Here is a 25,884-nt window from a genome sequence, read left to right on the forward strand (position 1 = left end):
GCGTCCATAATGGAAGCATTTAAAGCAATTGACATCGCGTACGCTCATGGACCGCGCCAAATTTTTAAAAAGGCAAACTTTGTCGTTCCTAGGCAAAGTATCACCGGCTTATTAGGAGCAAATGGCGCAGGAAAAACCACTCTGTTCGATTTGATTTGTGGGCTGTACAAACTCGACATTGGGAATTTTGAAAATCCGTTTAAAAGTTTACTTTACCTATCTCAGACAGTCACGGTATCACCATCATTAAAGATGTGTGACATATTCCATATGATCTCGGCGCTCCCCCCCCAATATATAAGAACATTAGACAATATATTAGAAAATTTGACAGACTGGAGCCCAGGGATATCTAACCGTTATACGGATGTCTGGAACAAAAAAGCTGCGATCTGCAGCTATGGAGAAAAACGATGGTTTTTCACCCTTAGTCTTTTATCATTAGGCGCTGAGTTATATATATTGGACGAACCCACTGCAGGTGTAGATCCGGAATTTCGTTTCCATATATGGAAATGTCTACATGGTGCAGTTGAAAAAGGCAGCACTGTGCTAGTTTCTTCAAACCACGTAGAAGAGATTGTCAATAACTGCAATAACTTTTACATGATAGGAAATTTAAAATTCACTCAGTTTGATTCAGCTCAAAATTACGTTACGTATTACAATGCCTCTAGTTTGGATGAAGCATTTATCAACTCTTCCATGGCTAGCTTTTATTCAGAGCCATTCCGTAATGAGCTATGATTTCACTGTTTTCTCCAGCTAGAGGCAACAACCATGACCTTACCCAACCCGGTAGAAGTACCCGATCCGAACATCGATGACCCCGTCCTGCCCGAGCCAGTGCCCGAGCAGGAGCCGCCGCCATCCACGCCGCCACCCAATGAAACGCCAGTTGGCGATCCGCCAGCCAATGCGCCGCCCGTCACGGTGTGACCAGTAAGCAGGGTCTGAAGGGGTCTGCCCGAGTATGGACGCCTTCAGCGCCCTCCCGCCAAATCGATGAACGTTCCCGTGGCATAAGACGCATTGTCCGACAGCAACCAGAGAATGGCTTCGGCCACTTCCTCGGCAGTACCGCCACGGCCCATTGGCAATGCGCCCTCAAGCTTGCTGACGCGGAACGGATCGCCGCTCAGGGCGTGAAAGTCGGTGAAGATGAACCCTGGCCGCACCGCGTTGACGCGAATGTTCTCCCCGGCCACTTCCTTGGAAAGCCCGATGGTGAACGTGTCCAGCGCGCCTTTCGAAGCCGCGTAGTCCACATATTCGCCTGCCGAGCCCAGACGGGCCGCCAGCGAGGATACGTTGACGATGCTGCCACCGTGCCCGCCGTGACTCGGCAGCATGCGTAACAAGGCATGTTTGCTGCACAGCATCGGCCCGACGACGTTGGTCATCATCATTTTGAGCATGCGGAATTCGGACATGTCCTCGACTCTTGAAGCCTGAGCGAGCGTGCCTGCATTGTTGACCAGATGGGTAACGCGGCCGAGTTCCGAATCGACCCTGGCGAACAGGCGCATGATCTCGTCTTCGTTGCTGACGTCGGCCTGCAGGGTAATCGCCTGAGCCCCCAGAGCCCTGACCTGCCCTGCTGTTTTTTCGGCTGCGGCATGATCAGACAGATAATTGATACAGATCCGATAGCCCTGTACAGCAGCCAGACGCGCAGTGGCTGCGCCGATTCCGCGCGAGCCACCGGTAATAATGAAGACTTTTTCCATGATTTTTCTCAGAAGCCAGCATCAAGGCCCAGCTAACACCCGCAGGTTAGCCAAACGGTTCTGATCGTGCCAGCCTTTGCCGTCCAGCGCCATCCACGCGCTTCAGAAAGCCGGTTGCCCGACATCAGGCACGTCGACTGCCGCCTTCGCTTCGGCGGCGCGAATTTCGTCGAGAAATTGCTCGGCAGGCAAAGGATATCCGAGCAGAAAGCCTTGCAGGGAGTGGCATCCCAAGTGAGTCAGGAAGCGCTTCTGAACCGCGGTTTCCACGCCTTCGGCGACAATCCGCAGGTTCAACGCCTGCCCTACCGCCACGATGGCCGACACGATGGCGGCATCGTCGGTGTCATGCTCAAGGTCGCGCACGAAACCTCGATCAATCTTGATTTCATTGGCGGGCAGGCGCTTCAGGTACATCAGGCTGGAATAACCGGTGCCAAAATCGTCAATCGATAGATCCACACCCATTTCCGAAAGCCTTTGCAACACCGCCAGGCTGGCATCGGCGTCATGCATGGCCGTAGTCTCGGTGATTTCCAGGGTAAGGCAATTGGGCGGGAGCTGATGCCTGGCCAGGGTATCCGCCACCGCAGTGACCAAACCGGCATGGCAGAACTGCAGCGCTGACAGGTTTACCGCAATGCGCCAGTGCGCGTAGCCCTGGGTGTACCACTCACGCATCTGTCGGCAAGCCTCATCCAGTACCCACTCGCCGATCTGAATGATCAGGCCGGTTTTCTCTGCCATGGCGATGAACTGGTCGGGGCCCATAACGCCTTGTTCCGGATGGTTCCAGCGCAATAGCGCTTCTGCGCCAAGGGGCAGTCCGGTCAAGGCGTCGAACTTGGGCTGGTAATAGATACAGAACTGCCTGTGCTTGATCGCCTTGCGCAAGTCCTGAGACATCTGCAGCTGATTGCGTGCGTTGCTGTTCATCGATGCATCGAAAAAGCTGTAGCCGTTCTTGCCGGCCGCTTTGGTGTGATACATGGCGGCATCGGCGTTGATCAGAAGTTCGTGCTGGGTATTGCCATTGCCGGGGTACATGCAGATGCCGATACTCAGCGAAATCTGCAATTGATGCTCGCCGATGGTAAACGGATTGCCTATTTCATTGACCTGACGTGTTGCGACAGCCAACGCATCCTGCTGGTCATGCAGCTCGACCAGCAGCACGAATTCATCACCACCGATCCTTGCCAGCGTGTCGTGCCGGTGCAGGTTGTGACGAAGACGCAAAGCGACCTGCCGCAACAGCAAGTCCCCGGTATGGTGGCCGAACGCATCATTCACCGGTTTGAAACCATCAAGGTCCATGAACATCAACGCAAAGCAACCGCCGCTCTCGCTGACTTTTTTCATCGCCTGCTCGATGCGATCCGTCAACAACACACGGTTCGGCAGCCCGGTGAGGTTGTCATGCAGAGCCAGGTGAGTAAGCTCCTGGTTGGCTTCAGTCAGGGAATTGGCCAGGACGGCGGTACGTGTTTCGAGGTGGGAGTCGAGAATACAACTGAGCAGCGCGATACCCAGTATCGAAAGACTGGCGACCAGAACAATTCGGTCCAGTCCATTGCTGCTCAACCCCTCGGGCAACGCACCACAAAAGCTGCCATCGGCAAAGGTGGCCGCCGCCATCCCGGTGTAATGCATACCGATAATGGCCGTGCCCAGCAGAGTTGCCGCTACTGCGCGCATCAGGTATACCCTGGGCCGTTGCTGGCGAAGACGAAACGCTATCCATAACGCCGCCGCAGAGGCAGCAATGCTGATAGCCAGGGAAAGCGCAAACAACCAGGGCGTGTATTCGATGCCAGGTTGCATGCGCATTGCCGCCATGCCGGTGTAATGCATGGCGCTGATACCAAGCCCCAGCAACAACCCACCCAGGCCAAACTGCGCGGCGGACAACAGCGGCCGGGCGGCCAGCCACAGCGCGAAACCAGAAGACAGTATTGCGATCAGCAAGGACAAGAGTGCCAGCGGCACATCATAGCCAACGTCGATAGGCAGGACGAATGCCAGCATACCGATGAAGTGCGTCGACCAACTGCCAACGCCCATTGCGAATGCGCCGCCCGCAATCCATACATAAACGGCGCGGCCCCTGGCCGAAATAATACGGCCAACCAGATCGAGAGCAGCGTATGCAGCAACAATTGCGACGAGAACGGAGACCACGACGAGCGACGGGGTATAGCTACCAATCAACATAAAACGCACCTGGAGCCCAATGAGCGCGTCCATGCCGATACTGCGGGGGATGATTGTACGCAATCGCTGCCAAATGTCGCGGTATCTGGTCGAAAAGATGGCAACTAGCTATTAATTTTTTATTTATCACGAACAGTTCAAGAAAAACCGCCTTTGCCCCGTGAAGCACTTACTCCCTGAGGGTCAAACCCGTTTCAGCATTCCAGCCGCCACCCAATGCGGCAATCAGCTGGACGCTGGCAATCAAGCGACTTTGCAACACGTTCAGCACACTGCGTTCATTGCTCAAAGCAGTAGCCTGTACGTTGACGACGTCAAGATAGCCGATCAGCCCGGCCTTGTACTGGTTGTTGGTCAGGCGCAGCGAATCACGCGCCGACACCAGCGCTTCATGGCGCACGGCGGCCTCCTGCTCATAGACCTTGAGCTGAACCAGGTAATTTTCGACCTCCTGAAAACCATTCAACACGGTCTGCCGGTACTGGGCGACAGTCTGGTCATACACGGCCTCGGTACGATCGACCTCCGCCGTCCGCCTGCCACCGTCGAACAACGTCAGCGCCAGTTGCGGCCCTACCGACCAGAAGCGGTTGGGCAGGCTGATCCAGTTGGCGAACGTACTGCTGCTGTAACCGCCACTCATGCTCAGCGTGAAGTCTGGATAGTAAGCGGCCTTAGCGACGCCGATGTTGGCATTGGCGCCCATCACCGAGCGTTCGGCTGCGGCGATGTCCGGTCGGCGTTCAAGCAACTGGGACGGCAGCCCTGGCGGGATCTGCGGCAATTGCGGAATCGAAGTGCTGGCCGGCAGATTGAAGTCTGCGGGCGCCATGCCCATCAGCACGGCAATGGCGTTCTCGAATTGCGCACGCTGCCAGGCCAGATCGATCAGGTCGGCCTGAGTACTTTTCAACTGTGTCTGCGCCTGGGCGACAGCGTCACTTCCTGAAATACCGGCGCGGTATTGATTCTGGGTGAGGGTCAGAGAGCGCTGATAGGTGTCCACAGTGGATTCCAGCAGGCGTTTCTGTTCGTCAATGACCCGCAATTGCAGATAATTCTGCACCAGCTCCGATTGCAGGCTAAGGCGCATCGCTGCCAGGTCCGCAAGACTTGCTTGCGCACTGGCGGTGTCAGCCTCCAGCCCGCGACGCAATTTACCCCATACATCGGCTTCCCAACTGACGCCCAACTGCGCGTTGTAACTGTTGCGAATTCCCGAGGCGCTGGTATTCGTACCGGTATTCGATGTACCTGTGCCCTGCCCCGAGCGGGTCTTGCCGGTGGTCAGGTCCAGTGTCGGCAGAAATGCGCCTCTGGAGCTGCGCACCAGTGCTTGTGCCTGCCGGTACTGCGCATCGTACTGGGCGACGGTCTGGTTGGAGGTGTTGAGCCGTTCGACCAGCGCATTCAGTTGCGGATCCCTGTACACCTCCCACCATGCACCTTTGGCCGTCGCATCACTGGGTGTAGCTGCACGCCAGCCTTCAGCGGCCTTGAACTGCGCAGGCGCGGCCATCGACGGTTTCTGGTAATCCGGACCGACAGCGCAAGCGCTGAGCAGCACAACGAAGAGCCCCAGCGCGAGTGGACGAATCAGCCCGGTCGGGCGGGATATAAAGGCCAGGCGTTCGGTCATAGCGGGGTTTCCAGAGCAGCATCGGTACGCACGCCACGCCATTTATTGTAACGATGGCGTAGACGGTCGAGATAAAGGTAAACCACCGGGGTGGTATAGAGGGTCAGGACTTGGCTGAAGATCAGCCCACCAATAATGGTCAGGCCCAGCGGCTTGCGCATTTCAGCGCCCTCCGCGGTACTCAGCAGCAACGGCAATGCACCCAGAATGGCGGCCATCGTGGTCATCAGAATGGGGCGCAGGCGTTGCAGGCAAGCACTGCGTATCGAATCTTGCGGCGTCATTCCCTGATCACGCTCAAGGTGCAGGGCCAGGTCGATCATCATGATTGCGTTCTTCTTCACCACGCCAATCAGCAGGAACAGCCCCAACAGGGAGATCAGGCTGAATTCGCTGCCCAGCACATAGATCGTCAGCAATGCGCCCACACCGGCCGATGGCAGCGTCGAGAGGATCGTCAATGGATGGATGTAGCTTTCATAAAGAATCCCCAGCACCAGATACACCGCCAGCAACGCACCGAGAATCATCCAGGGCTGGCTTTTCTGGGTCGAGGCGAAGGCGTTGGCGGTCCCGGCCATCTTGGAAATGATGTCGGACGGCAGCCCGATTGCGGCAATTGCGCGCTCGATAGCCACAGTCGCCTTGTCGAGGCTGGCGCCTTCGGCCAGGTCAAAGGAGATGTTTTCAGCAGCGAACTGACCGTCATGCGAAACCCGATCGTTCGCCAGACTGCGCTCGTAATGAGCGATGCTCGACAGCGGTACGCGCTGCCCGTCGGCGGTAATCACCTGAACCTGCTCCAGCGTCACCGGGTCCTGAGCGTATTTGGGACTGACCTCCATGACCACCTTGTACTGGTTGAGGCTGTCATAGATGGTCGATACCTGACGCTGGCTGTAGGCATTGTTGAGCACCGCCGTGACCATGTTCATGTCAATGCCCAGCCGTTTGGCCGTATCGCGATTGACTACCAGGGTCACTTGCTGCGCCCCGCGCCCTTCCCTGGCGTCAATGGCCGTCAGCTCCGGAATCGATTTGAGCGCCGCAACGATCTTCGGATACCACAGCCGCAGGCTGCTCAGGTCTGCACTTTGCACAATGTACTGATACTGCGAACTGGTCTGCTCGCGACCACCACCCAGTTGCAGGTCCTGATCAGGCGCCAGGAACAGCCTGCCGCCGGGCACATGCGGCATGTTCTTGCGCAGGCGCTCGACCACTTTTTCGGCAGACAGCTTGCGCTCGGCAATCGGCTTGAGGCGTACGATCATGAAGGCGTTATTGGTGCCACCGCTGCCGCCGATAAAACCGGCAACGCTCTCCACGGCCGGGTCTGCCAGAATCGAGCGGCGGAAGATTTCCATTTTCGGCTGCATGACCGAGAACGAAAGACCGTCGTCACCGCGTACAAAACCCATCAGTTGCCCGGTGTCCTGCTGTGGCAGAAAAGTCTTGGGCACCACTACATACAGCGCAACATTCACCACAACGGTAATCAGCAGGCTGAGCAATGTCAGCCTGCGATGACGCATGACCCAGCCTAGCGAGCGGTCATAACCGGCGACCATGCGGTCGTTGACACGCTCGCTCCAACGCTGAAAGGCATTGTCCTTGCCAGGCTCGTGGGGCTTCAGCCAGCGCGCGCACAACATCGGCGTCAGGGTCAGGGACACGATCAGCGAGACGACGATCGCCACCGACAAGGTGATGGAAAACTCGCGAAACAGGCTTTCCACCAGCCCACCCATGAAGAGAATGGAAATGAACACCGCCACCAGCGAGACGTTCATCGACAGCAAGGTGAACCCCACCTCTTTAGCCCCCAGAAATGCCGCCTTCATGGGGTCGAGACCGCTGTGAATATGCCGGGAAATGTTTTCCAGCACCACGATTGCATCGTCCACCACCAGCCCGGTGGCGAGGATCAAGGCCATCAACGACAGATTGTTCAGGGAAAAACCGAACAGGTGCATGATCGCAAAGGTGCCTACCAGCGATACCGGAACCGCAAGAGTGGGGATCAGCGATGCGCGAAAGCTGCCGAGAAACAGAAACACCACTATCACTACCAGAACCACGGCAATCAGCAGAGTCATCTCTGCCTCGTGCAGCGTCGCCTTGATCACCGGCGAGCGGTCCATCGCGACATTGAGGCTTACGCTGGCGGGCAGCACGGCCCGCAGGGCTGGCAATTGCGCCTTGATCTGCGCCACGGTTTCAATGATGTTGGCGCCCGCCTGCCGGTTGACGACCAGTAACACCGCCCGGTCATTGTTGTAAAACCCGCTGTTGTAGCGATCTTCCACGGCATCGCTGACTTTCGCGACGTCCTTGAGGCGCAAGGTCGCCCCGTCCTTGTAGCGAATGATCAGCGGCGCATAGTCCTTGGCGGTTTCCAGCTGGTCGTTGGCCTGCACCTGCCAGTTATGCAGGTCATCCTCCACAAAGCCCTTTGGACGCCGTACGTTCGCACCGGTTATCGAGGTACGCACGTCGTCAAGCGATACGCCGTACTGGGAGAGCATCTGTGGCTCCAGCTCGATACGCACCGCTGGCAGCGAGCTGCCGCCGATCTGCACTTCGCCGACCCCGGAAACCTGCGACAGGCTCTGTGACAGGATGGTGGATGCCAGGTCGTAAAGCTGACCTTTTTCCAGCACCGTCGACGTCATCGACAACACCATGATCGGCGCCTGGGACGGATTGACCTTCTTGTAGGTCGGCATACTGCGCATACCGCTGGGCAGCAGGTTGCGCGAAGCATTGATTGCCGCCTGCACTTCCCGCGCCGCGCCATTGATGTCGCGATTGAGATCGAACTGCAGAATGATCCGTGTCGTGCCCTGGCTTGAATTGCTGGTCATGGTATTGACCCCGGCAATACTGCCCAGCGAACGCTCCAGCGGAGTGGCCACGGTGGAGGCCATCACCTCGGGGCTGGCACCCGCCAGACTGGCTGATACCACAATTACCGGGAAGTCCATGTTCGGCAATGGCGCGACCGGCAACAAGCGGAAGCTGACCGCGCCCAGCAGCATGATCGCCAGGCTCAGCAGTACGGTCGCAACCGGGCGACGGATAAACGGCGCTGACAGGTTCATGTGTCAGCCCGTTCCAGTCGGTCCGGGTCGGCAGGCCTGCGACTCCAGCGACGGCCAAGCCGGTCGAAATACAGGTAGATGACCGGCGTGGTAAACAGCGTCAGTACCTGGCTGACGAGCAGACCGCCGACCATCACCAGCCCGAGCGGTTGACGCAACTCTGCGCCTGAGCCGCTGGCGAGCATCAGCGGAATGGCGCCGAACAATGCCGCCAGAGTGGTCATGAGAATCGGCCGGAAACGCAGCAGCGCCGCTTCGTAGATCGCCGTTTCCGGAGCAACACCCCGGTTGCGCTCTGCGTCGAGCGCGAAGTCGATCATCATGATCGCGTTCTTCTTGACGATGCCGATCAGCAAAATGATGCCGATGATCGCGATCATCCCCAGGTCATTGCCGCTGATCAGCAAGGCCAGCAAGGCACCCACTGCTGCCGACGGCAGTGTCGAGAGAATGGTGATCGGGTGGATATAACTCTCGTAGAGCACGCCCAGCACGATGTACATGGTCACTACAGCCGCCAGAATCAGCAGCAACGTGCTCGACAACGATGCCTGAAATGCCTCGGCAGCGCCCTGAAACTGGGTCTGCACACCAATCGGCATGCCGATGTCCTGCTCAACCTGTTCGATGACCTGCACCGCCTTGCCCAACGCGACACCGGGCGCAAGGTTGAACGACATCATCACTGCCGGAAACTGCCCGAGGTGAGCGATGGCCAACTGTGCCTGACGCTGCTCGACGCGTGCCAGGCTCGACAGTTTTACCTGTACGCCATCGGTGGTCTTGACGTGGATCTGCTCAAGTGCGGCAGGGCCGAGCTCACTGCCCGACGCGGCTTGCAGCACCACGCGGTACTGGCTGGCCTGGGTATAGATGGTGGAAATCTGTCGCTGACCGAATGCGTCGTAAAGCGCATCGGTAATATTCGCAACGGTGACTCCTACCCGACTGGCCGCATCACGATCGATGTTCAGATACACCTGCAGGCCCTTGTCCTGCAGGTCACTGGCCACATCCGTCAACTCGGACCGTTTGCCGAGCGCCTCGACCAGCCTTTCGCTCCACAGCGTCAGCAGCTCGGCGTCGGGCGATGACATGCTGAACTGATACTGAGTACGACTGACCCGGTCTTCAATGGTCAGGTCCTGCACCGGCTGCATGAACAGACGGATGTCCGAAAGCTTGTCTACCTCTGGCTGCAGGCGCTGGATCACCTCGGATGCGGTAAGGTCACGCTCTGCGTGGGGCTTGAGGTTGATCAGCAGACGCCCGCTGTTGAGCGTTGCATTATCACCGTCGACACCGATGTAGGAAGATAGACTGACCACCGCAGGGTCTTTGAGAATGATGTCAGCCAGCGCTTGCTGGCGCTGGCTCATGGCAGCAAAGGAGACCGACTGTGGCGCTTCTGAAATACCCTGGATCACGCCGGTGTCCTGCACCGGAAAGAAGCCCTTGGGCACAACGATGTACAGCAGCACAGTCAGTGCCAGAGTGGCCAATGCCGCCAGCAGGGTCAGTGGCTGATGCCTGAGCACCCAGCGCAACCCGCCCGCGTAGATATTGATCAGCCAGTCGATCCAGGCACCGCTGGCGCGATAGAAACGGCTCTGCTCTTCTTCCTTTGGCTCGCGCTTGAGCAAACGCGCGCACATCATGGGCGTCAGGGTCAGCGATACCACCAGCGATATCAGGATGGCGACCGCCAGGGTAATCGCGAACTCGCGGAACAGTCGCCCGACCACGTCAGCCATGAACAACAGCGGGATCAGGACTGCAATCAGCGACAGGGTCAGGGAAATCAGGGTGAAACCGATCTGCTTCGCGCCCTTCAGGGCGGCCTGCAGAGGTGTTTCGCCCTCCTCGATATGCCGGGAGATGTTTTCCAGCATCACGATGGCGTCATCGACAACGAAACCGGTCGCGATGGTCATGGCCATCAGTGTCAGGTTGTTGACCGAGAAGCCCGCCAGGTACATGACGCCGAAGGTGCCTACCAGTGACAGCGGGACGGCGATGGAGGGAATGATCGTCGCGCTGAAGCGACGCAGGAACAGGAACGTGACCAGGACCACCAGAATGATCGCGATCAGCAACTCGTGCTGAACATCGGTTACCGACGCGCGAATCGTCTGTGTGCGGTCCGTCAGGACCACAACGTCGAGGCCGGCCGGAAGGTTCTCGGTGATTGACGGCAGCAATGCCTTGATCCGGTCGACCACCTCGATCACGTTGGCGCCCGGCTGGCGCTGAATGTTCAGCAGCACCGCCTGACTACGATTGGCCCAGGCCGCCAGGCGTTCGTTTTCAGCACCATCGACGATTTCGGCCACATCCTTCAAACGCAGGGGAGCGCCATCCTTGTAGGCCAGAATAAGGTTGGCGTACTCCTCTGGAGACTTCAACTGATCGTTGGCATCGAGCATCGAAACCCGGGTCGGCCCGTCGAAGTTACCCTTGGGCTGGTTGACGTTGGACGCGCCGATCAGGGTCCGCACATCAGACAGGTTCAGGCCGTTGGCGGCCAGCGCCTCCGGATTGACCTTGATCCGCACAGCCTGACGCTGCCCGCCGGCAATGCTGACCATGCCGACGCCGCTGATCTGCGAGATTTTCTGCGCCATGCGTGTATCAACCAGATCATTGAGCTTGGGCAGCAGCATGGTTTTCGAGGTAATCGCCAGGGTCAGAACCGGCGTGTCTGCCGGGTTGACCTTGTTATAGACCGGGGGTGCCGGAAGATCGGTAGGCAGAAGATTGGTGGCCGCGTTGATCGCTGCCTGCACCTGCTGCTCAGCCACATCCATGTTGATTTCGAGGCTGAAACGCAGGGTAATGACCGACGCGCCGCCCGAGCTCGTCGAGGCCATCTGGGTCAAACCAGGCATCTGCCCGAATTGACGCTCAAGAGGCGCAGTGACGGAGCTGGTCATGACCTGCGGACTGGCGCCGGGATACAGCGTCATCACACGAATGGTCGGATAGTCGACCTGAGGCAGCGCCGACACCGGCAGCAGTGTGTAAGCAATCAGACCCGCCAGAACGATTGCCAGCATACTGAGCGTGGTGGCAACCGGACGCAGGATGAACAGGCGCGACATGTTCATACGTTTGGTTTTTCCACCTTGCCGAGTGCTGCCGACTTGTCTGTCTTGCTGTCAGGCTTGCCCTGCAACTTCTGAACGGGACCCGCCGGTACATCCTTGCTGTCGTTGACGACCTCGACTTCAGCACCGTCGCGCAGACGGTCGGTACCTTCGAGCACGACACGTTCGCCGGCTGCCAGACCTTCGGTGATCACCGTCGATGTCTCGTCGCTCGGGCCGGTCTTCAACAGTTTGAGTTTGACCTTCTTGTCACCGTCCAGGACATAGACAAAGGTCCCGTCGGTGCCGAACTGCACGGCGGCCGTTGGCACCAGCGTCACCTGTTTCAACGTATCGGCGCGCAGACGCACATTGACGAACTGGTTGGGGAACAGGATCTCGTCGCCGTTATCAAAACGAGCCTTGAACTTCAGTGTGCCGGTCGCCACGTCGATCTGGTTGTCAAGGCTGGCGAGTACACCGGAAGCCTGCATTTTCGTATCGCCACGGTCCCAGGCTTCGACGGGCAGCTTGTCGCCGGTGCGGTAGCGGGAAATGACTTTCGACAGGTCCTTTTCCGGGAGTGTGAAGGCGACCGAAATGGGCTGGGTCTGGGTAATTACCACCAGCGCGGTGGTGTCGTTGGCGGCAACCAGGTTGCCGACGTCCAGCTGTTTGAGGCCGACACGACCGGCAATCGGCGCACGAATGCGTGTGAAGTCCAGGCTCAGCTTCGCATCAGCCACGGCCGCCTGATTGGTCTTGATCGTGCCCTTGTACTGATTGACCAGCGACTCGGCAGTGTCGAGAGTCTGTTTGGCGATGCTGTCCTCGGCAAAAAGCCCACGGTAACGCTGTACGTCGAGCTGAGCATTCTTGAGCAGCGCCTGATTGGTGGCGAGCGTACCTTCGGCCTGCTGCAATGCCACCTGATAGCTGCGCGGATCGATTTCCGCCAGCAGGTCACCCGCCTTGACCATCTGCCCTTCCTGGAAATAAAGCTTGACCAGCTCTCCCGCCACCCGGCTGCGCACATTGATGGTATTCATCGCCGTTACCGTGCCAAGCGCCTTGTAGTAGATAGGAAAATCGCCTTCGGTTGCCGGTGCAACCCGCACCGGGACAGCGACAGCCGATGCACCGAAGCCAGGCCGCGCCATGCCACCTGCAACATGCTTCTTGCTCTCGGCCCCTTTGCCGGGAGTGGAGGCAGGCCAGAACCACCAGCACAGCGCAACAATGACCAACAGAACCAACAAACTGATCAACCAGCGACGGGATTTACGAGAGCCAGACGATTGCATGAATAAATCAACCATTACAGGTGGGGGCTTCTTCAGAAGGCTGAACAATAAGCACAGATGCGTTACAAGCAAAGCGCCTTTACCAAGCGCTTACTTTCGATAAACGTATGAAGCACAAACAAAAAAACGGCCTGAGCGGATTCAGGCCGTCGAAGTGTTGCGGAAAGTTACTTAAGCACAGCCAATGCAGCGTCGTAGTCGGGTTCGTGAGCGATCTCTGTTACCAGTTCGCTGTGCAGCACTTTATCGTTTTCGTCCAGAACAACCACCGCACGAGCGGTCAGACCTTTCAGCGGACCGTCTGCAATTGCAACACCGTAATGCTGGCTGAAATCGGTTGCGCGGAAAGAAGACAGGTTCTTGACGTTTTCCAGACCTTCGGAGCCGCAGAAGCGGGCCTGGGCAAACGGCAGGTCAGCAGAGATACACAGAACAACGGCATTGCTCAGCTCGTTTGCCTGGGCGTTGAATTTACGTACCGACGTTGCACAGGTCGGTGTATCGACGCTCGGAAAAATGTTCAGCACCTTGCGCTTGCCAGCGAAGTCAGCCAGGGTCTTGTCGGCAAGACCTTCACCCACCAGCGTGAAGGCAGGTGCCTTGCTGCCGACTTCAGGCAGCTTGCCATTGACTTGAACAGGGCCGCCTTTGAGGGTTACTTGAGCCATGAAACACATTCCTTTTTTGAAATGAATAAAAGAACCGGAAGTTAAACACGAAAGTGTGCCGTGTCCTATATCGGATAATTCCGAATTTTCTCAGGAAACCAGCCTGTCCCTGATATCTGGGTGGGCACATAATTCCACCAGCCAATCGACGAATACCCTGATGCGTCGTGACAACTGACGATGAGGTGGGTAAAGCACCGTCAACGCCAGCGGCGGCGGACGATGTAACCGCAGCACCTCGACCAGTATGCCGCTGCGCAACTGTGCGGCGACATGGTAACGCGGCACCTGTATCAGGCCGAAACCCGCCTCGCAAGCCGCTACATAACCGTCGGCACTGTTGACCGAGATAGAACAGGCCAACGCTTGATCGACCTCCACGCCATCGGCCATGAACTCCAGGCCATAGCGTTTGCCGGTGCTGGTCGAGAAATATTCGATTACCTGATGTTGCGCGAGGTCCGGCAGGTTCAGCGGCGTACCGTATCGCTGCAGGTACTCGCGACTGGCACAAGTGATCTGGGTCAGGCTGCCCAGCGGCCTGGCGACCAGCGTTTCATCCAATGCTGCTCCGGCGCGCAAGACACAGTCCACGCCCTCGCGGATCAGGTCGACCGGTCTGTCGCTCATGCCGATCTCCAACCGGATCTGAGGGTATCGCCGTGCAAATTCAGGCAACGCGGGTATCACGACCATGCGCCCCAGGCTGACCGGCAGGTCGACGCGCAGCAGCCCCTTGGGCTCGGCACCCGCCGCTGAGAAGGACGCTTCGGCGTCGTCCAGATCGGCCAGCAGGCTTACGCAGCGCTGGTAATAGGCCTTGCCGTCAGGCGTGGTGCTGACCTGACGCGTAGTGCGCTGCAAGAGCTGCACACCCAGGTGAGCTTCCAGTTGTTTGATCAGAATCGTCACGGATGCACGGGGCATGTGCAAGCTCTCGGCCGCCCTGGCGAAACCGCCCAGCTCGACGATACGGGTGAATACGCGCATGGCGTTGAATCGATCCATGATTACCGGCAGCCTGAATAGAGAGAGCGTGTGATGGGTCACACTGTTTTAACAGGGTAAACCGGTTGAACGCAGGCCAGTGCCATTACAGCCGCTGGCCAGTATTCAGAAGTCTCTTTTATAGAAAATATCCAGCGAACTGGCAACACCGCTTGCCGCCTCAAGGTACACGCGCTTGCTGAGCAGATAGCGCAACGCAATGGTATTGGCCGGTTCAAAAACGCCGACGCCATAACGCAGGCTGAGCTTCTCGGTGATCTTTCCACTGGCAACCACATTGGTCTTGTCGCCGGTTCCCGAGGTGTCCAGTTCGAAGTCTTTGATACCCAGATTGTCCGCGAGCTTGCCGGTGGTCGACGAGCTGCCGGCAACGCCTAGCGCCAGTGCAGCCTGAGCGACCATGTTGTTGTCTTCGCCCGAGGTACTCAGCGGTCTGCCCATGACCAGATAGGAGAGCGCCTGCTCCTGGCTCATCGCGGGTTCGGAAAACACTTCGGTTGTGGGTTGCTCGGCACTGCCGGTCAGACGAATGCCTGCGATCACATCATCTGTCTGGCGAATGGCCTCGATATCCAGATAGGGCTGGTCCACAGGGCCTGCAAACAGCAGGCGCGCCTTGCGGATGGTCAGCCGCTGTCCATAGGCACGATAGCGGCCGTCGTTCAGGTTCAGCTCGCCACGGGTGTCCAGGTTGTCGCCAATGTGCACACGTCCGACCAGATTGGCGGTGAGCCCGAAACCGCTGAAACCGAGTTTTTCCTGGCCGACTTCCACATCGATATCCATGGCGACTGCCAGCGGTGGCGCGCCCTCTTCGGTCTGCTGCCCGACGATCACCGTGTCGCCCGACAGCTTGACCGTGGACGGCGGCAGCTCACGCACGGTGATCGCACCTTTGGGCACCAGCACCTTGCCGGAAATGGCCAGCCGCTCACCCTGCATGGAAATTTTCAGGTCAGGCGCTACCTCCACTTCCGCGTAGGGCTCGACATTGATCGGTAGACGCGCGCCCTTGAGGCTCACATCAACGTTCAGATTCTGCCCCCAGGCCACCTGACCGCCGATGCTCCCCTGCCCGGTGCTGCCACTTTTCCAGCCACCGGTTAGCTGTACGCTCTCCCCGGCGATCAACGCCTGCACCTTGAGGTCATGCAGTTCCATCGGCAACTCGGCACCCGCCACTTCACCGCCTTCAAGTGTCACGCTGCCGTTGACCAGAGGTGCCAGCAAGCTGCCTGACAATCGACCATTGCCGTTCAGGCGGCCATTGAGTTTCTGCACCATTGGCGCAAAGGGTCGTGCCACCGAGATATCCAGCCCGGAGAGACCGAAATCGCCTGACAGAGGCTTGTCTTTGGCCAGCGGATCGATCTGCGCATTGAGCAGCAACCGGCCCAGCTTGCCGCCTTCGAAATCCAGCCGCGTATCGATACGTCTGGGTGCCAGTGTGGTGTCGAGTTTGAGTGTCTGATACGGAAAGTCCAGCCACTGGTCATTGCTGCGCACCCGCAATGTGCCGCCTCCCGCATCAATCGTAACCTTGCCGGTGGGACCTGCTACCGGAAGATCAAGCTGAACGTCGGCATTCAGCGCGCCCTTCCAGGCAAAGTCCTTTGGCATCCATTGCGCCAGGCTGTCGAGCGGGAAATTCTTCAGCTGATAGCGCAAACGTGGCTCCGGCATCAGTCGTTGATCGCCACCGCACAGGCTGGAAGCACCGGACAGCCAGCAATGCGCACCGAAGTTCAGCCGACCATCGGCCAGACGCTCGATCTTTGCCGGTTGCTGCAAACGCCAGTTTTGTCCGCCGCTCTGTACCGTGCCGCTGGCCAGCCGACCGCGCCAGTCGCCCTTGTCCAGGCCGCCGTCCAGTGCGATAGCAAGCTTGAGCAACGGCCCTTGCAGGTCCAGCTTCAATTGTTGCGCCTTGAGCGTACCCTGACCGTCCACCAGCAACGTCCCCAACCCGGTGTCGCCAGCCTGAATGCCAACGCCCTTGAGGTTGATGGTCGCGCGCTGCGACTGATCCAGACGGGCATTGAGTGTCAGGTTTTGCAGGCGATTGTCCTGCAGCGCTAGCTGACTGCCCTGCAACGACAGTTGCCCTTGTGGTGCCTGAAGCGTTCCCGTCAGGTCAAGCCTGCCTTTGGCCTGCCCCTGCAAACGCGGCCACAATTGAGCCAGACGCGGCAGATCAAGATCCAGTTGCCCTTTGAGACGCTCCTGCAAACTGCCATTACCCTGAACCCGATTGTCACCCAATCGAATGTTCAGGTTGCTGACATTCCACTGCTGATCACGACCGTCAGCCTTGGCTTGCAGCAGCGCGGGCTGGCCACGCAGACGTCCCTTGAGGTCCAGGTCGGCGGTAAGTTCGAGCTGCTCGTTGACCAATTGACCTTTGCTGCGCAAGGGCCCTGCCAGCGTCCCGGGCAGTTCGGCAACCCAGAATGAAGGGTCCAGCGCGCTCAGGTCCAGTGCGGTGTCCCAGCCAACGCCATTGGCAAATTGCAGGTTCAGGAAACCGCTGGCCTTGCCCTGCCCTGCGACCAGCTCCAGTTGCGGCAGATGGACTTCCTGCAAATTGCCACTGAAGGGGCTGATCAGCGTGAACGCGCCAGCAGGCCCTTTGAGGCTGGCGTTGAAATTGCCAAGATAATTGCCGTCGGTGTAGGAAATCTCACCTTTGAAGGCGTGCAACGACACTTGCGGTTCGGACTCCAGCGGATACAGACGCTGCCAGGGGAAATCCAGCCAGTCGATGCTCGCATCAGCCGAGAGACCACTCTGCCAGTTCAACGTGCCGTTGATGGCCAGACGCTGTTGATCGTTGGCGGCCAGATCAAGCGCTGCGATAGTTGCCCCATTAGCATCCGCACGCCCCTGCAACGACAACGCCACAGGGCCTTTTTCTGCGGGCAGGCTGGCAGTGCCGTTGATCTGGTAACCCGAGTCGAGATCGCCTTCGGCAGTCAACAGCAGTTGGTCGAGTTGCAGGGTATCGGGCAATGCCGCGCCGGGTTTGAAATGCTCTGCAGTCAGTTTCAATCGTGCTGGCACATGCTCAGCCAAAGGTTGCAGTTCACCGGTCAGTTGTCCTGGTAGATAGCCGCTACTGTCAGCCTTGAGTAGCAGGGTCTTGAGCACGTCACCTTGAATATCCAGCGCCAGCGTCCAGGGCTTACCGTCCTGAGGCGGCAGTTGCAGTTGACCTTTTACGCTCAATGGCCAGTCGCCCTCAGGCTTCAGCAGACCATTGAGGTCCAGCACCAACGCATCGCGTTGCAGGTGCGCGCTGTCGATCTGTAATCCTTCGGCGGTCCAGTGCGCAGCCAGCTTGAGGTCGCGCAGCTGTTCGACGCCATCCAGTTGCAGACTGCTCAGCTGTATATCACCCAGGCGCAGGGCAAGCGGCAACTTGACGACTGGCAAATTCACGGGGCCCTCGTTGCTCGGCGCACCGCTCGGAGGAAAACGCAGCAGTACCTGCCCCGCGTGCAGGCGATCAATGCATAAGGTCATCTTCAGCAGGCAGGCGGGCGTCCAGGCGAAATCGACAGAATGCACCTCGACACGGTCTGCGCCTTGCTGCCACACCAGGCGCTCGGCACTCCACTGCCCGCCCAGGCGACCCTGGAAGTTTTCCAGTTGCACGCTGGGCACGCGGGCCAGCGCCCATTGGCTGCCTGCCTGGGTTCCAAGCAGTACCCCGACACTGACGATCACCAGCAGCAATAACGCGATCACGCTCAGTCCGGCAATCGTTGCAACACGCTTGATGTTCATCCTGTTCAAAGTTCCGGCCCCATCGAGAAGTGCAGGCGGATGCCACCCTCGTCATCCAGCGCGTGCGCCAGGTCGAGACGCAACGGACCCACCGGAGATACCCAGCGCACCCCGAAACCGACGCCGGTTTTCAGGTCTGGCTTGTCCAGACTGTTGAATGAGTTGCCCTGATCGATGAAGGTCGCGAGCCGCCATTTATCCGCAATGGAGTACTGGTACTCGACGCTCCCGGCAAACATGTAACGTCCACCAATGCGGTCGCCGTCAGCGTTGGTTGGTGACAGTTTCTGGTAGTCATAACCCCGTACGCTTTGATCGCCACCGGCAAAAAAACGCAGCGACGGCGGTATCGAGGTGTAACCATCAGTAAGGTTGCCACCCAGTTGCACACGGCCGAGAAGGCGATGATTCTGAGCGACTGTCGTCAGACCTTTGAGCAGCACATTGGCATGCACCAGATTGGCATCCGACAACATGCCCTCCTTGGCCACTTGGGTGTCGAATTGCAAACGGTAGCCTTTGTGGGGGTCGATACTGTTATCGCTGCGCAGGTACGAATAACTGATACCGGGCATCAACAGCGTGCTCAGGCCCGAATCGTCGCCCAGCCGGTACTCTTCACGCTGCCATTTCAGCGAGATGACTCGCTCCCAGCCGCTGGGCAGTTTGCTGTGCCATTCAGGGCCTGCAGTCAACAGCTTGCTGAGGCTGTCGGTTCCGGCAATCTCTTCGTATTGATAGCCACCGGCATAACGCAGTTTATCAGTCAACGGCGGATCGAGCGGCACGTCGTACCACAGGCCGACATTCTGTCGAGGCGCGGATATTTCCGACTCGAACCCGTAGCTGTGGCCCTGTGGATTGGCCCAGTGCCGGGTCCAATTGGCTTTGCCACGCGGGCCGACATCGGTCGAGTAGCCCAGGCCAAGGCCCATGGTGCGGGGTTTGCGGGTTTCGAGCTGAACGGTCACCGGAATGACCTGATGTTCAGCTGCCGTAGGCGCGGCATCGACCCGTACGCCTTCAAAATAGCCACTGCCCTGCATGGCCTGGGTCAATTCGGCGATCAGTTGTGAGTCGTAAGGGGTATTTTCCTTGAACGGCACCATGCGCTTGAGCAAATCGTCATCGAAGGGCGCATTGCCACTGAACATGACCTTGCCCAGCGAGTAGCGCGGACCACTGTCATAGACCAGCTCGATGTCGGCAACCCCGGCTCGCGGGTCAATAGCCAGGCGCTGGCTGGTAAAGTGGCCGCTGAAAAAACCGTAACGCGACGCCTGATTCTGGATCAGGCGTTTGGCATCTTCATAATTGCCATGATTGAGCACCGCGCCGGTTTTCAGCGCGTCGCTTTTGGGTACCCGAAAGGCTTTCAGCGATGCTGCCGGACCCTCGACGCGGATTACCACATTGCGCAGGTGAATCGGCTCGCCCGGCTGGATATTGATCACCAGACGTGGCTGGTCTTCGTCCTTGATCTCGCTGTCGATCTGCGCCTGATAATAACCAAGCGCCTGAGCCGCTTTCTCTGCCTGCTGCTCGGCACCCAGGCTGAAGTTGCGCAATGCCGGAACGTCACGCTCGCCCAAGTCCCCCACATACCCTTGGACGTTGGCCTTGAGTTCCGGGTTGGCGGGCTTGATCCTGACGTCAAGACGGGCCTGGGCAAGCGCCGCTGCACTCATGGTCATCAGAAACAGGCTGCTGAATAGTCTGAAAAGCTTCATGGGCGTAGATGCTAACACGATCGAAGGGCGGCACTGGAAGCCCATGAATTGTCGGAGATTCAGACCGTTACGTCGGGGACCGGCAGTGAAACCTGAGGATTGGGATGAAAGAACACATGCTCTCGGACAGGTCCTACCGCAATCTCGCCGATTTCCTCATAGCCTTGTCGCTTATAGAACTCGAGATAACGAGGATTTCCCGTGTCTACGACGATGCCCTGAGAGTGCTCATCCACCGCGCACCAATCGTGCAGCGCCCCAAGCAGTTGTTCGCTCAAATCCTGCCCCAGCTTCTGGCCCTGAAATTCCGGATCCAGGCCTATCAAGGGCAGCACATGCACGGTTTCGGACGGCACACAGGCCAGCACCGCGTTGTAATAAGCCAGATAACGCTGGGTGCAACCCAGGCCGGTGTCCATCACCATGCGCAGACGCCATGCCCAGCTTTCAGTCACACCCAGACGACGTTGCGGTGGCGCGATCAGCGCTACGCCGACCAGCCGATCCTGCAGAAACAGACCGAGTGCAGGCTGGTCTTGCAGGAAGTGTTGTTTGACCAGTTGGCGAATGGTCGCCAACACGCGTTGCTCATATCCCTCACGCTCGGCGTTGAACAGATAGGCAAACGTCGGATCGTGCCGATAGCCCCTGAACAGCAAGGAGCGGGTTTCACGGGAATAACCACTGTCGAGTTGGCGAATTTCACCCGTGATGGCAGCAGGTAGGGACATAAAGGGCCTCGTGTTAACGGAACTGCGTCTGGCGCAGCAGTTTTGGCAAGCAGGCTTTCGAGTGATGGCACTTGATAACAGTTCCAACGATTTGTCCGGGCCTCTGTTTGGGCGGTGTCTGACACGGTGCTGGTCCTGAAACCACAGGTCAGCTAGCATCGCTGTTTGTTTTTGCTCAGGACCGCTGTTTTATGAAAATCGTCTCGTTCAACATCAATGGTCTGCGCGCTCGACCTCATCAGTTGGCGGCGCTGATCGACAAACACCAGCCTGACGTGATCGGTCTTCAGGAAACCAAGGTTTCTGACGAGCAGTTCCCCCACGCTGAAGTCGAAGCGCTGGGCTATCACGTGCATTTCCACGGCCAGAAAGGCCATTACGGCGTTGCCCTGCTATCACGCAACCCTCCGCTGGCCCTGCACAAGGGTTTTGACGGCGACGACGAGGAATCGCAGAAGCGCTTCATTTGGGGCACGTATGCCGACAGCAATGGGCAACCGGTCACCATCATGAATGGCTACTTTCCGCAGGGCGAGAGCCGTGATCACCCGACCAAATTTCCAGCCAAACAGCGTTTTTACGAGAACCTGCAGACCCTGCTGGAGAGCTGTTTCAGCAATGAACAGCCGCTGATCGTGATGGGTGATGTGAACATTTCTCCGCAGGACTGCGACATCGGCATCGGCGCAGACAACGCCAAGCGCTGGCTGAAAACCGGCAAGTGCAGCTTTCTCCCCGAAGAGCGCGAGTGGATGGAACGCTTGAAAAACTGGGGCCTGGTGGACAGCTTCCGCTATCTGTACCCGGAGGTCGTCGACCGATTCAGCTGGTTCGACTATCGCAGCCGCGGCTTCGAAGACGAACCCAAACGCGGCCTGCGTATCGACCTGATCATGACCTCTACCGGCCTGCAGCCACGCATCAAGGCCGCCGGGGTGGACTACGATTTGCGCGGCATGGAAAAGCCGTCGGACCACGCGCCGATCTGGCTGGAACTGAACTGAAAAAATGCCCTCGCGCGCGACCCGGCTTTATGCAGAAACGGGTCGTGCGCGCAGTGGTCGAGCAATCGTCATATTCCGGAAATCTTTCTGTCTTATTCTCCCGGCACCCTCCCGTGACTCATGGTGACGCCGATGTTGCGCGCTTTGCTAACGGCGCTGACTCTGTCGAGCGCCACCCTGCCCGCCCTTGCGCTGGCAGCACTGCCGCTGCCCGCGGGCGAAATACCTGCCTTGCGCATTCAAGGTTCAAACACCATCAATGCTCAATTGGGCCCCGCGCTGGTTGAGGGATTGATGCGCAAGCAAGGCCTGCAATCGGTGCAGACTGTTGCTGGCAATGCCATGAATGAACAGCGCGTCGTCGGCACTACCGCCACAGGGCAGACGGTCAGCATCGAAATCGCCGCACATGGTTCAGGCACCGGTTTTACTGCGCTCAAAGCAGGTAATGCCGATATCGCCGCCTCTTCCCGACCTATCAAGGATCAGGAAGCCAAGGACCTGACCGGCCTGGGCGACCTGAAAAGCGCAGCAAGCGAGCAAACCATTGCTATCGATGGCGTTGCCGTGATTCTGCATCCAGGCAACCCGGTAAGACAGTTGGATACGCTGCAACTGGCGCGCATTTTCAGCGGGGAAGTCAGGGACTGGGCAGAAGTGGGCGGAAATCCGGGAGCTATTCATCTTTATGTTCGCGATGAGAAGTCCGGCACCTACGAAACGTTCAAGGACCTGATACTTGCAAAGTACGGCAAGAACCTGTCCGGCACAGCCGCCCGCTTTGAATCCAGCGAGCAGCTCTCCGACGACGTCAGCAAGGACATCAATGGCATCGGTTTTATCGGGCTACCGTCCATCAGGCGTGCCAAAGCGGTGGCCATTGCCGATGGTGATTCCAGCCCCATGCTCCCGACTGTCAGTCTGATTGCCACCGAAGACTATCCTCTGTCGCGACGGCTCTACTTCTATGTGCCCACCTCAGCTCATCAACGCTGGGCGCAGGCGCTGGTCCGTTTCGCGCAAAGCGCCGAGGGTCAGGCCATCGTGGCGCAGAGCGGCTTTGTCGCGCAGACCGTGCAGGCACTCAAGGTGCAGCCTACCGCGCAGATGCCTGCGGATTACCAGGCGCTGGCGCGCAAGGCCGAACGGCTGTCGGTCAACTTTCGCTTTGCCCAGGGCAGTGCGAAGCTGGATAACAAGGCGCAGCAGGACCTCAAGCGAGTGGCGGAGTACCTGAAAACCAGCGACAAGCTCAATCAACACGTCACGCTGGTCGGCTTTGGTGATGCCAAAAGCGACCCGGCCCGGGCAGCCCTGCTATCAAGGCTGCGCGCCATGGCAGTGCGCCGCGAGCTGCTGAAAAGCGGCGTGACATTTCGCGATATCGTTGGCCTGGGGGATGAGATGCCGGTAGCTACCAATGACATTGATGACGGCCGGATCAAGAACCGTCGGGTCGAAGTCTGGGTGCAGTAGCCTGGGCGCAGTTATCGGCTACCGGCTGAGGACTGGCTGCGTTCCCTGTCCGCCGGCAGATATTTGCCCAGTTCATACTTGCCGACAGCGGCGCGATGCACCTCATCCGGACCGTCCGCCAGACGCAGTGTGCGCTGCATGGCGTACATATAGGCCAAGGGGAAATCATTGGAAACACCCGCCCCGCCGTGCATCTGGATCGCCCGATCTATAACCTTCAGCGCCACGTTCGGCGCTACCACCTTGATCTGCGCGATTTCACTTCTGGCGACCTTGTTACCTGCCGTGTCCATCATGTAGGCCGCCTTCAGGGTCAGCAGGCGGGCCATATCGATCTCCATGCGTGAATCGGCGATCCTGTCGATGTTGCCACCCAGCCTGGCCAGCGGCTTGCCGAAGGCAACCCGGTCGACGGAGCGCCTGCACATCAACTCAAGTGCCCGTTCAGCCATGCCGATGGAGCGCATGCAGTGGTGAATGCGGCCAGGCCCCAATCGGCCTTGGGCGATTTCAAAGCCGCGCCCCTCACCCAGCAAGACGTTTTCAAACGGCACCCTGACGTTATCGAAGACCACTTCGGCATGCCCGTGGGGCGCGTCGTCGTAGCCGAACACAGGCAGCGGCCTGACAATCTTCACGCCCGGCGTGTCGACCGGGACCAGAATCATCGAATGCTGCTGATGGCGTGGGCCGTCAGAATTGCTCAGACCCATGAAAATCAGGATTTTGCAGCGTGGGTCGCAGGCACCGGAAGTCCACCATTTTCGACCGTTAATTACCCATTCATCACCATCGCGCTCGGCGCGCGCGGCCATATTGGTGGCGTCCGATGACGCCACGTCGGGCTCCGTCATGGCAAAAGCAGAACGAATCTCGCCGCGCAGCAACGGTTCCAGCCAGCGAGCTTTCTGTTCATCGCTGGCATAGCGAACCAGCACCTCCATATTGCCGGTGTCGGGTGCCGAGCAGTTGAATGGCTCGGGGCCCAGCATCGAACGCCCCATGATTTCCGCCAGCGGCGCGTATTCCAGATTGCTAAGGCCGGCACCGAGCGCAGACTCCGGCAAAAACAGATTCCACAACCCCTCGGCTCTTGCACGGGCTTTCAGTTCTTCCATGATCGCGGTGGGCTGCCAGCGGTCGCCTTCGGCCACTTGCTGTTCGAAAACCGGCTCGGCCGGATAAACGTATGCATCCATGAACGCGGTGACGCGCTCACGCAATGCCTGCACCTTCGGGGAATACGCGAAATCCATGGGCCACTACCTTCTCGATCAGGGTGTCGAATGCATGATCCTGATGCTAGAGAAACGCCGTACATTTATCTAATCTATTCTCGGCGTGTATAAACATTCATAACCGATATATGATCCATCACCGCTGCGGCGTCCCCAGCCTGCCGAACAGCGAATCAAAATAACAGCACGAGGCGCCCATCAATGAACCTGAGCAAGGTCGATCTCAATCTTTTCATTGTCTTCGACGCCATCTACACCGAAGCCAATCTGACCCGGGCCGGGCAGATCGTCGGCATTACCCAGCCTGCGGTGTCCAACGCACTGGCGCGGCTGCGAGAGACCTTCAACGACCCGCTGTTCGTGCGAACGGCCCAAGGCATGGTGCCGACACCGATGGCGCAAAACATCATCGGCCCGGTGCGCAACGCACTCTCATTGCTCAGGGTCTCGGTGCAGGAAAGCCGTATATTCAACCCGTTGCAGGCCAACAAGAACTACCGCATCAGCATGACCGACCTGACCGAGGCCGTGATCCTGCCGACGCTGTTCCAGCGGCTGCGGCGCCTTGCGCCTGCCGTGACCATCGAAAGCTTTCTGTCCAAGCGTCGGGAAACCACCAAGGAGCTGGCTGCCGGGCGCCTCGACTTCGCCGTGGATGCACCGCTCAATACCGACCCGCAGGTTCGCCACGTCAAGCTGCTGGAAGACCGCTATGTGTGCGGCATGCGCAAGGCGCATCCGCTGGCGAACAAGGCCACGCTGACGCTGGATGATTACATGAGCCAGGCACACATCCATATTTCCAGTCGGCGCAGCGGACTGGGGCATGTGGACCTGGCGCTGGGCAAGATGGGCATTCAGCGCAGGATTGCGTTGCGCTCGCAGCATTACCTGATGGCGACACAGGTGCTGCAGCAGACCGATATGGTCATGACCATACCGGAACGCTTCGCCCGCCGTAACGATCTGCACTATGTCTACCTGCCGGTCAACGATGTGCCTTCGGTCGAAACCCATCTGTACTGGCATGAAAGCACTGATCAGGACCCGGCAAACCGCTGGATGCGCGAGCAGATCATCGAGCTTTCACAGCGAGTCGTGGCGCAGGAACAGAGCCTCGATAAAGCATGAGATAAATCTAATAAGTAATTGTTTTCAAATAAAAT

The 25,884-nt window shown here is 58.4% G+C and carries 17 protein-coding genes; 5 read left to right on the forward strand and 12 right to left on the reverse strand.

Features of this window, described 5'->3' with window-relative positions; all coding sequences use genetic code 11:
• The first annotated feature begins 9 nt into the window (after nt 1-9).
• Complete coding sequence (locus RGM3321_RS25195; RefSeq protein ID WP_244395303.1) at nt 10-747, forward strand: AAA family ATPase; 738 nt, start codon at nt 10-12, stop codon at nt 745-747.
• Between the two features lie 33 nt (nt 748-780).
• Nucleotides 781-939 (forward strand): hypothetical protein, encoded by a 159-nt coding sequence (locus tag RGM3321_RS25200; protein ID WP_244395304.1) that lies wholly within the window; start codon nt 781-783, stop codon nt 937-939.
• A 44-nt stretch (nt 940-983) separates the two neighbouring features.
• Here the strand turns inward: RGM3321_RS25200 and RGM3321_RS25205 are convergent, their stop codons facing one another.
• From RGM3321_RS25205 to RGM3321_RS25255, 11 genes are all read right to left on the reverse strand, one after another.
• Entirely contained in the window at nt 984-1,730 is a 747-nt protein-coding gene (locus RGM3321_RS25205; protein ID WP_244395305.1) for an SDR family oxidoreductase, read from the reverse strand.
• Nucleotides 1,731-1,832: 102 nt separating this feature from the next.
• Entirely contained in the window at nt 1,833-3,944 is a 2,112-nt protein-coding gene (locus RGM3321_RS25210) for an EAL domain-containing protein (RefSeq protein WP_244395306.1), read from the reverse strand.
• Nucleotides 3,945-4,113: 169 nt separating this feature from the next.
• Nucleotides 4,114-5,583 (reverse strand): efflux transporter outer membrane subunit, encoded by a 1,470-nt coding sequence (locus RGM3321_RS25215; protein ID WP_244395307.1) that lies wholly within the window; start codon nt 5,581-5,583, stop codon nt 4,114-4,116.
• On the reverse strand, nt 5,580-8,687 hold the full coding sequence (locus RGM3321_RS25220) for an efflux RND transporter permease subunit (RefSeq protein WP_244395308.1): 3,108 nt from the start codon (nt 8,685-8,687) through the stop codon (nt 5,580-5,582). Before RGM3321_RS25220 ends, RGM3321_RS25215 begins: the two co-directional genes overlap by 4 nt.
• Nucleotides 8,684-11,794: an MdtB/MuxB family multidrug efflux RND transporter permease subunit gene (locus tag RGM3321_RS25225; RefSeq protein ID WP_244395309.1), complete on the reverse strand. Its 3,111-nt coding sequence runs from the start codon at nt 11,792-11,794 to the stop codon at nt 8,684-8,686. The genes RGM3321_RS25220 and RGM3321_RS25225 overlap by 4 nt, the downstream gene beginning before the upstream one ends.
• A complete protein-coding gene (locus tag RGM3321_RS25230) occupies nt 11,791-13,092 on the reverse strand; it encodes an MdtA/MuxA family multidrug efflux RND transporter periplasmic adaptor subunit (RefSeq protein WP_244395310.1) in 1,302 nt (433 codons plus the stop codon). The genes RGM3321_RS25225 and RGM3321_RS25230 overlap by 4 nt, the downstream gene beginning before the upstream one ends.
• Nucleotides 13,093-13,244: 152 nt before the next feature.
• Entirely contained in the window at nt 13,245-13,745 is a 501-nt protein-coding gene (gene tpx, locus RGM3321_RS25235) for a thiol peroxidase (protein WP_244395311.1), read from the reverse strand.
• 90 nt (nt 13,746-13,835) lie between these two features.
• A complete protein-coding gene (locus tag RGM3321_RS25240) occupies nt 13,836-14,753 on the reverse strand; it encodes a LysR family transcriptional regulator (RefSeq protein ID WP_244395312.1) in 918 nt (305 codons plus the stop codon).
• Between the two features lie 105 nt (nt 14,754-14,858).
• Entirely contained in the window at nt 14,859-18,539 is a 3,681-nt protein-coding gene (locus RGM3321_RS25245) for a translocation/assembly module TamB domain-containing protein (RefSeq protein ID WP_244395313.1), read from the reverse strand.
• A 5-nt stretch (nt 18,540-18,544) separates the two neighbouring features.
• Nucleotides 18,545-20,269 (reverse strand): autotransporter assembly complex family protein, encoded by a 1,725-nt coding sequence (locus tag RGM3321_RS25250; RefSeq protein WP_244395314.1) that lies wholly within the window; start codon nt 20,267-20,269, stop codon nt 18,545-18,547.
• A 59-nt stretch (nt 20,270-20,328) separates the two neighbouring features.
• Entirely contained in the window at nt 20,329-21,000 is a 672-nt protein-coding gene (locus tag RGM3321_RS25255) for a GNAT family N-acetyltransferase (RefSeq protein WP_244395315.1), read from the reverse strand.
• 191 nt (nt 21,001-21,191) lie between these two features.
• On the opposite strand from RGM3321_RS25255, the gene xthA reads away from it, so the two are divergent.
• Complete coding sequence (gene xthA, locus RGM3321_RS25260; RefSeq protein ID WP_244395316.1) at nt 21,192-22,004, forward strand: exodeoxyribonuclease III; 813 nt, start codon at nt 21,192-21,194, stop codon at nt 22,002-22,004.
• 132 nt (nt 22,005-22,136) lie between these two features.
• Entirely contained in the window at nt 22,137-23,480 is a 1,344-nt protein-coding gene (locus RGM3321_RS25265) for a phosphate ABC transporter substrate-binding/OmpA family protein (protein ID WP_244395317.1), read from the forward strand.
• An 11-nt stretch (nt 23,481-23,491) separates the two neighbouring features.
• Here the strand turns inward: RGM3321_RS25265 and RGM3321_RS25270 are convergent, their stop codons facing one another.
• Nucleotides 23,492-24,736 carry an acyl-CoA dehydrogenase gene (locus RGM3321_RS25270; protein ID WP_244395318.1) on the reverse strand — a complete coding sequence of 415 codons (1,245 nt, stop codon included), beginning with the start codon at nt 24,734-24,736 and terminating at the stop codon, nt 23,492-23,494.
• 183 nt (nt 24,737-24,919) lie between these two features.
• On the opposite strand from RGM3321_RS25270, the gene RGM3321_RS25275 reads away from it, so the two are divergent.
• Entirely contained in the window at nt 24,920-25,849 is a 930-nt protein-coding gene (locus tag RGM3321_RS25275; protein ID WP_058401486.1) for a LysR family transcriptional regulator, read from the forward strand.
• Nucleotides 25,850-25,884 lie beyond the last annotated feature (35 nt).

The sequence above is a fragment of the Pseudomonas sp. RGM 3321 genome, from assembly GCF_022836805.1.
Classification (GTDB): Bacteria; Pseudomonadota; Gammaproteobacteria; order Pseudomonadales; family Pseudomonadaceae; genus Aquipseudomonas.

Excerpts from the sequence above, each read along its gene's own strand:
- RGM3321_RS25195 (WP_244395303.1), top strand. The coding sequence starts at position 10 with ATGGAAGCATTTAAAGCAATTGACATCGCGTACGCTCATGGACCGCGC.
- RGM3321_RS25200 (WP_244395304.1), top strand. The coding sequence starts at position 781 with ATGACCTTACCCAACCCGGTAGAAGTACCCGATCCGAACATCGATGAC.
- RGM3321_RS25205 (WP_244395305.1), bottom strand. The coding sequence starts at position 1,730 with ATGGAAAAAGTCTTCATTATTACCGGTGGCTCGCGCGGAATCGGCGCA.
- RGM3321_RS25210 (WP_244395306.1), bottom strand. The coding sequence starts at position 3,944 with ATGTTGATTGGTAGCTATACCCCGTCGCTCGTCGTGGTCTCCGTTCTC.
- RGM3321_RS25215 (WP_244395307.1), bottom strand. The coding sequence starts at position 5,583 with ATGACCGAACGCCTGGCCTTTATATCCCGCCCGACCGGGCTGATTCGT.
- RGM3321_RS25220 (WP_244395308.1), bottom strand. The coding sequence starts at position 8,687 with ATGAACCTGTCAGCGCCGTTTATCCGTCGCCCGGTTGCGACCGTACTG.
- RGM3321_RS25225 (WP_244395309.1), bottom strand. The coding sequence starts at position 11,794 with ATGAACATGTCGCGCCTGTTCATCCTGCGTCCGGTTGCCACCACGCTC.
- RGM3321_RS25230 (WP_244395310.1), bottom strand. The coding sequence starts at position 13,092 with ATGGTTGATTTATTCATGCAATCGTCTGGCTCTCGTAAATCCCGTCGC.
- tpx (WP_244395311.1), bottom strand. The coding sequence starts at position 13,745 with ATGGCTCAAGTAACCCTCAAAGGCGGCCCTGTTCAAGTCAATGGCAAG.
- RGM3321_RS25240 (WP_244395312.1), bottom strand. The coding sequence starts at position 14,753 with ATGGATCGATTCAACGCCATGCGCGTATTCACCCGTATCGTCGAGCTG.
- RGM3321_RS25245 (WP_244395313.1), bottom strand. The coding sequence starts at position 18,539 with ATGAACATCAAGCGTGTTGCAACGATTGCCGGACTGAGCGTGATCGCG.
- RGM3321_RS25250 (WP_244395314.1), bottom strand. The coding sequence starts at position 20,269 with ATGAAGCTTTTCAGACTATTCAGCAGCCTGTTTCTGATGACCATGAGT.
- RGM3321_RS25255 (WP_244395315.1), bottom strand. The coding sequence starts at position 21,000 with ATGTCCCTACCTGCTGCCATCACGGGTGAAATTCGCCAACTCGACAGT.
- xthA (WP_244395316.1), top strand. The coding sequence starts at position 21,192 with ATGAAAATCGTCTCGTTCAACATCAATGGTCTGCGCGCTCGACCTCAT.
- RGM3321_RS25265 (WP_244395317.1), top strand. The coding sequence starts at position 22,137 with ATGTTGCGCGCTTTGCTAACGGCGCTGACTCTGTCGAGCGCCACCCTG.
- RGM3321_RS25270 (WP_244395318.1), bottom strand. The coding sequence starts at position 24,736 with ATGGATTTCGCGTATTCCCCGAAGGTGCAGGCATTGCGTGAGCGCGTC.
- RGM3321_RS25275 (WP_058401486.1), top strand. The coding sequence starts at position 24,920 with ATGAACCTGAGCAAGGTCGATCTCAATCTTTTCATTGTCTTCGACGCC.